This is a genomic window from Candidatus Cloacimonadota bacterium, from assembly GCA_034661015.1.
In the GTDB taxonomy this organism is placed as follows: Bacteria; Cloacimonadota; Cloacimonadia; order JGIOTU-2; family JGIOTU-2; genus JAYEKN01.
This window is the reverse complement of the sequence record JAYEKN010000057.1, coordinates 1-5,948: the sequence shown is the minus strand read 5'-3', so window position 1 is coordinate 5,948 and position 5,948 is coordinate 1. Positions and strand designations below refer to the sequence as shown.

General features: G+C 37.0%; 4 protein-coding genes. 1 reads left to right on the top strand and 3 read right to left on the bottom strand.

The features are described 5' to 3' along the window. Positions 1 to 194: 194 nt before the first annotated feature. On the top strand, positions 195 to 3,326 hold the full coding sequence (gene ileS, locus U9P79_01810; protein MEA2103364.1) for an isoleucine--tRNA ligase: 3,132 nt from the start codon (positions 195 to 197) through the stop codon (positions 3,324 to 3,326). Positions 3,327 to 3,371: 45 nt separating this feature from the next. On the opposite strand, the gene U9P79_01805 is transcribed toward ileS, so the two are convergent. Genes U9P79_01805 through U9P79_01795 form a run of 3 tightly spaced genes read right to left on the bottom strand, consistent with a single transcriptional unit; the run spans position 3,372 to position 5,474 of the window. Beyond that, on the bottom strand, positions 3,372 to 3,788 hold the full coding sequence (locus tag U9P79_01805) for a secondary thiamine-phosphate synthase enzyme YjbQ (protein MEA2103363.1): 417 nt from the start codon (positions 3,786 to 3,788) through the stop codon (positions 3,372 to 3,374). Positions 3,789 to 3,806: 18 nt separating this feature from the next. Beyond that, positions 3,807 to 4,811 carry a DUF362 domain-containing protein gene (locus tag U9P79_01800; GenBank protein MEA2103362.1) on the bottom strand — a complete coding sequence of 335 codons (1,005 nt, stop codon included), beginning with the start codon at positions 4,809 to 4,811 and terminating at the stop codon, positions 3,807 to 3,809. Positions 4,812 to 4,814: 3 nt separating this feature from the next. Further along, positions 4,815 to 5,474, bottom strand: a complete 660-nt coding sequence (locus tag U9P79_01795) for an HAD family hydrolase (protein MEA2103361.1) — start codon at positions 5,472 to 5,474, stop codon at positions 4,815 to 4,817. Positions 5,475 to 5,948 lie beyond the last annotated feature (474 nt).

Sequence of the window (5,948 nt, the reverse complement as noted above, 5' to 3'; positions counted from 1 at the left end):
ATTCATCAAATTTCTTGACACAATAATGACTAAAAAAAAATTCGCAATCAAGGTAATAATATGAAAATCATAATAAAAATAATCATTATCAGAAACCCATAGACGGTCATTGCACAATTTGAATAGACCGTAATGGGGCAACCTGTTGCGGTTTTTTTTATAATAAATAAATTTAAAAAAATAACGGAGATATGATGTTTAAAGAAATTGATGTAAAAGAAAAAGCAAATGAATTCGAAGCACGGATCAATAAATATTGGGAAGAAAATGGGATTGCCAAAAAGAGTGAAAATTTCCGCGAGGGGGCTCCTAAATATATTTTTTTTGAAGGACCTCCCACCGCAAATGGCATGCCCGGAATTCACCATGCAATCAGCCGAACCCTGAAGGATACTGTTTGCCGCTATAAAACCATGAAAGGTTTTCAGGTAAAGAGGAAAGCCGGTTGGGATACACATGGTTTACCGGTGGAAATCGAAGTGCAAAAACAGCTGGGTATCTCCGATAAAAAAGAAATCGAGTCGTTCGGAATCGCCGAATTTAATAAAAAGTGCCGTGAATCAGTCTTTAAATATGAAAAAGAATGGCGCGAAATGACAAAAATGCTGGGTTATTGGCTCGATCTTGATAATGCGTATATCACTCTTACAAATGAATATATTGAGACGGTTTGGTGGTTGCTAAATCAATTCTGGAAAAAAGGGATGATCTACGAAGACAATAAAATCGTTCCATTTTGTCCCAGCTGCGGAACTCCTCTTTCCAGCCATGAAGTTGCTCAAGGGTATCGGGAAGTCGAAGATCCGTCTGTATTTATCAAATTTAAAGCAAAGGACGAAGAAAACACTTATTTTCTTGCTTGGACCACAACTCCCTGGACACTTATTTCTAATATGGCTCTTGTAGTTCATCCCGAATATAAATACGTAAAAGTAAAAACAGGTGGGGAATATTTGATTCTTTCAAAATCAAGGCTAAACGTTTTGGATGATGAATACGAAATTGTGGAAGAATTTATAGGTAAAGAACTCGAAGGCAAAGAATATGAGCAACTTTTCCCATTTATCAAACCGGAAAAGAAAGCATTCTTTGTAGCACTCGGCGATTATGTAACTCTCGATGATGGAACCGGCGTGGTTCACACTGCTCCTGCTTTTGGTGAAGATGACTACCGGATTGGAAAAAAATATGACCTGCCATTTGTCCGACCGGTAAATGAAGAAGGAAAATTTACAGACCGGATCACAGATTGGGCGGGAGTTTTCGTCAAGGATGCGGATAAGGATATTATCCGAACTCTAAAGCGAAACGGTGCACTCTACAAACGCGAACAAATAAAACACACATATCCTTTCTGCTGGCGTTGTGATAGTCCGCTTATTTATTTTGCCCGAAAATCCTGGTATATAAAAACTTCAGCTTTCAAGAAACAAATGATCGAAAACAATCATCAGATCGAATGGTTCCCAAAATATATTGGAGAAGGAAGATTTGGGGATTGGCTGGAAAACAATATAGACTGGGCGATCAGCCGAAATAGATTTTGGGGAACTCCGCTAAATATTTGGGTTTGTGAAAAATGCGGCAAGCTAGATTCACCCGAATCCATCTCTGATTTAAGAGAGAAGGGAAAATTTGAAGACGGTTCTCCGATTCCCGAGAACATCGAATTGCACCGACCTTTTGTGGACGATATTTATTTTACATGCCCTGAATGCGGCGGAAAAATGAAACGGACTCCGGAAGTAATTGATTGCTGGTTTGATTCCGGTTCCATGCCGTTTGCCCAATGGCATTATCCCTTTGAAAATAAAGATAAATTCGAAAAAGAGCTTTTTCCCGCAGATTTCATTGCAGAGGGAATTGATCAGACAAGAGGGTGGTTTTACACTCTTCTTGCAATTTCAACCTTTATCACCGGGAAATCCTCATATAAAAGATGTCTGGTAAATGACCTTGTTCTGGATAAAAACGGCAAGAAAATGAGCAAATCCAAAGGCAATGCAGTCAATGTTTTTGACATATTGAATAAATACGGTGCTGATGCCACAAGATGGTTTATGCTCGCAGTTAGCCCTCCTTGGACGCCAACAAAATTTGATGAAGAGGGAATCAAAGAGGTTACAAATAAACTTTTCGGAACACTGAAAAACGTGCTATCTTTCTTTGTAACTTATGCAAATATAGATAATTATAGCCGCGAGGAATATTCTGTGCCGGTTTCCGAACGTCCGGAAATTGATCGCTGGATCGTTTCAAGATTGAACTCGGTTACCCAAAAAGTAATAGAAAATAATGATATTTTCCAACTAACGCGATCTGTTCGTCTTTTACAAACTTTTATTCTGGATGACGTTAGCAATTGGTATGTACGCAGAATTCGTAAACGCTGCTGGATTTCCGGCATGAAAAAAGATAAAATTGCTGCTTATCAAACTTTGTATGAATTACTCATAAATATCGCAAAACTAATTGCCCCATTTGCACCGTTCTTTGCTGAAGATATTTATACAAATCTTACCGGGGAAGAAAGTGTTCATCTGCAAGATTACCCTAGTTCAAATTCTGAATTCATTGATGTTGTTCTGGAAAACGATATGAAAAGCATAATTGAGATAGTTTCTCTGGCTCGTGCTGCCAGAAATGAAGCTCAAATCAAAGTGCGTCAACCTCTAAAAACTCTTTATGTGCAGGAAAAATTCAGAGATGTTGTTGGGAAAATGAAAGCACTGATCGTGGAAGAAATAAATGTTACTAATATTGATTTTGTTACGAGTAAAGAAGATTTCATTGATTATGAAGTGAAAGCGAATTTCAAAGTTTTAGGTCCGAAGTATGGAAAACACATGCCGCATATTGTTTCTGCACTTAAAAATTTGGATGCAAATCATATTGTTGCAGAAATAAGACAAACTGGCGTTTATCATCTTGAGATTGACAATATCGAAATAAAATTTGATGAGGAAGGATTAGATATTTTCGAGAATTCCAAAGAAAATTCTGTTTTTAACGGAAATGGTGAAACATTCGTTGTGCTCGACACGCAAATAGATGCTGAATTGCTTCAGCAAGGATATGCTCGCGAGTTAGTGAATAAAATCCAATTCATGCGTAAGGAAAATGCTTTTGAGATCGTGGATCGTATAAAAGTTGAATTTTTCTCAGAAGAAATGGAAATCAAAAAAACTCTTGAAATATTTGGTGAATATATAAAATCGGAAACGCTGACAACGGATCTGGTTGAAAATGTGGATACCGATAAAATGAAAAAATGGGATATTAACGGGAAGGAAGTTTATTTGAGGGTTTCCGTAATTCGCTCGTAGCACTCTTTTTTGTCCGTTTTTTCGTTTTCCCTTCTCTGATAGAAATTATTCTCCAATAATTTTTATGAGAACTCGTTTTCTTCTCATTCCGTCAAATTCGCCGTAAAATATTTGCTCCCATGGACCAAGATCAAGCTTACCTTCGGTAATAGCAACTACCACTTCTCGTCCCATTATTTGGCGTTTGAGATGAGCGTCGGCATTATCTTCAAATCCGTTATGATCATATTGCGAATACGGTTTTTCGGGTGCAAGTTTTTCCAACCATTTTTCATAATCCCTGTGCAAGCCGGACTCATCGTCGTTGATGAACACGCTCGCTGTGATATGCATTGCATTTACTAAGCACAACCCTTCCATCACCCCGCTGGTGCGAAGTGCTTCTTTTACGGATGGTGTGATGTTGATAAATTCTCTTCGTCTGCTCGTGTTGAACCACAATTCTTTTTTGGATGATTTCATAAATTCCCTTTCAAATTTTTATTTATCTAAATCGATCAGGTCGTATTCCATATTTCCCAAACCGATTTTGTGTGCATATTCGATTTGATTTCTTCCGCTTACGTTATTAATTTGCTCAAACGAGTCTTCGGATTTAAAATATTTGTCCACAAGATCATAGCTAGCATTTTCTGCGGCTACAATATCCGTGGAACCCAAAATTCCTATATCACGAACAAATGGTCTTGCTGCGTGAGACATACAATCGCAATCTTTGGAAATATCAGCAAGGACGTTTATAAAAACAGCGTTGTTTTCCTGCAAAAATGCTTGTGCATATTCGCACATTCTTTCCATAAAGATGGATTCGGATGTGCTTTTCCATGGCACGCTGAAAACATGTTCAGGACAAATTCCAATACATTTTCCACAACCGATACATTTTGTTCTATCTATTGTAACCGGATTGATTGTGATTGCATTGGCGGGACATTCGGGAATACACAATCCGCATTGGACACATTTTTTCCTTTTGTATTTTGGAATTGTGGAAGCGTGCATATCCATTTTTCCAGCTATGGAAGCCATGCCCATGGAAACATTTTTTATTGCTCCCCCAAATCCAGACAGAGCATGCCCTTTAAAATGGGAACAGATCACGAAATAATCATAATTACTTATATGACTTCCGAATTTTGCCTTTTGAAAATGCTTTCCATCAACCGGAAATTCTATTTGCCCTTCATCATCCAAAATGTCAATTGCAGATGGATCAAATCCGTGTTTAGCCGCTAATTCGATATGGCTCTTGGTATAACTCCGATCACTTGCGTAAAGAACATTCGTTTCTACAAAAAGTGCTTTCAGATTTTTTGCCAATTTCCGTAGCATCTCGGGTTTGATAAAATATTTGTTGCCTTTTTCACCAAAATGAACTTTAAGCCCAACTTTTCCATTGATCTTATCGGATAATTTTTTATAAATATTCCAGATTGCATCTGCTGACAATTCACTTGTAAAAAAAACTTCTGATCTTGGGTACATAACTTAATCCGGTTGGTGATTTGTTTTCATTTGTAAAATCAGATTTAATAAATTATCCATCTTGTAAAAGGTATTCACGTTTTCAGATTTGATTTTTTCAATATTTTGTGGGTTGAAGTAAAGAACTTTCATTCCTGCTTTTAGACCAGCCTGAACTCCCGTGTAGGAATCTTCGATTACAATGCAATTTTCTGGATTAACACCCATTTTTTTTGCAGCAAATAAAAAAATATCAGGATAAGGTTTACCTCGCTTCACTTCTGAAGCACTGAAGATGTTTGTCTCAAAATATTTTCTAAGCCCTGTTTTTGTTAGGGTAAATTCCATTTTTTTATATGAACCACTTGAAGCCACGCAAATAGGATAGTTAATTTCATTCAATACATCCTGAATTCCTGAAATTGGCTCCAATTCTTTAGCAAAAATCTTATTCGTTCTTCTGCGGAACTCTTTGAGAAAGGAGTCGGATATGTTTTTATTGAATTCAGAATTAACTATTTGGCGGCAGGATTCCATTGATCTTCCTTTGAAAAGTTGCGTGGTTTCTTCTTCGTCAATTTTGATCTTTATCTCATTCAGCATTTGAGCGAAAACTTTATTTGAAATTGGTTCACTGTTCACAAGCACTCCATCGCAGTCAAAGATTATTAATTCAATTTTCATCTGTTGCTTTCCTAAATATTTGTTATTCTAAATTCCCGAGTCGAATATCTAAAGGTCAAGAATGACGGAGAAAAATAGGGAAATCTTGAGTTAATTTCCGTTTTTTTGAACTTGACTTAAGATTTTCCAACTCACAAATATAACGCTAATTAACTTAATACATAATTTTTTCAATTCGTCACGGAATGGTCCGTGACTTCTCGAGAAGGCTACTTTACGGATGGACTCTAAGTGGTGTCTATCCGTAAACTCGCATTTTTGCAATGATTCTCCGAATGTAATTCGACACAGATAAACACTGATTCGGCAGATAAACCCCTGTTGAATATTAAAACACAAAGCATTCAACGGGGCAGGCGCTGATACTACTCTTTTTGTAATTAAATTTTTTATCTGCGTAAATCATTTTTTTTCAGCGTGATGTTGTTTATCACATTCATCTGCGTCCAATCTATACTTTACGGACAGGCTCTA

What these genes read in the sequence shown, in the direction of transcription:
- ileS (MEA2103364.1), top strand. Translation starts at nt 195, where the DNA reads ATGTTTAAAGAAATTGATGTAAAAGAAAAAGCAAATGAATTCGAAGCA.
- U9P79_01805 (MEA2103363.1), bottom strand. Translation starts at nt 3,788, where the DNA reads ATGAAATCATCCAAAAAAGAATTGTGGTTCAACACGAGCAGACGAAGA.
- U9P79_01800 (MEA2103362.1), bottom strand. Translation starts at nt 4,811, where the DNA reads ATGTACCCAAGATCAGAAGTTTTTTTTACAAGTGAATTGTCAGCAGAT.
- U9P79_01795 (MEA2103361.1), bottom strand. Translation starts at nt 5,474, where the DNA reads ATGAAAATTGAATTAATAATCTTTGACTGCGATGGAGTGCTTGTGAAC.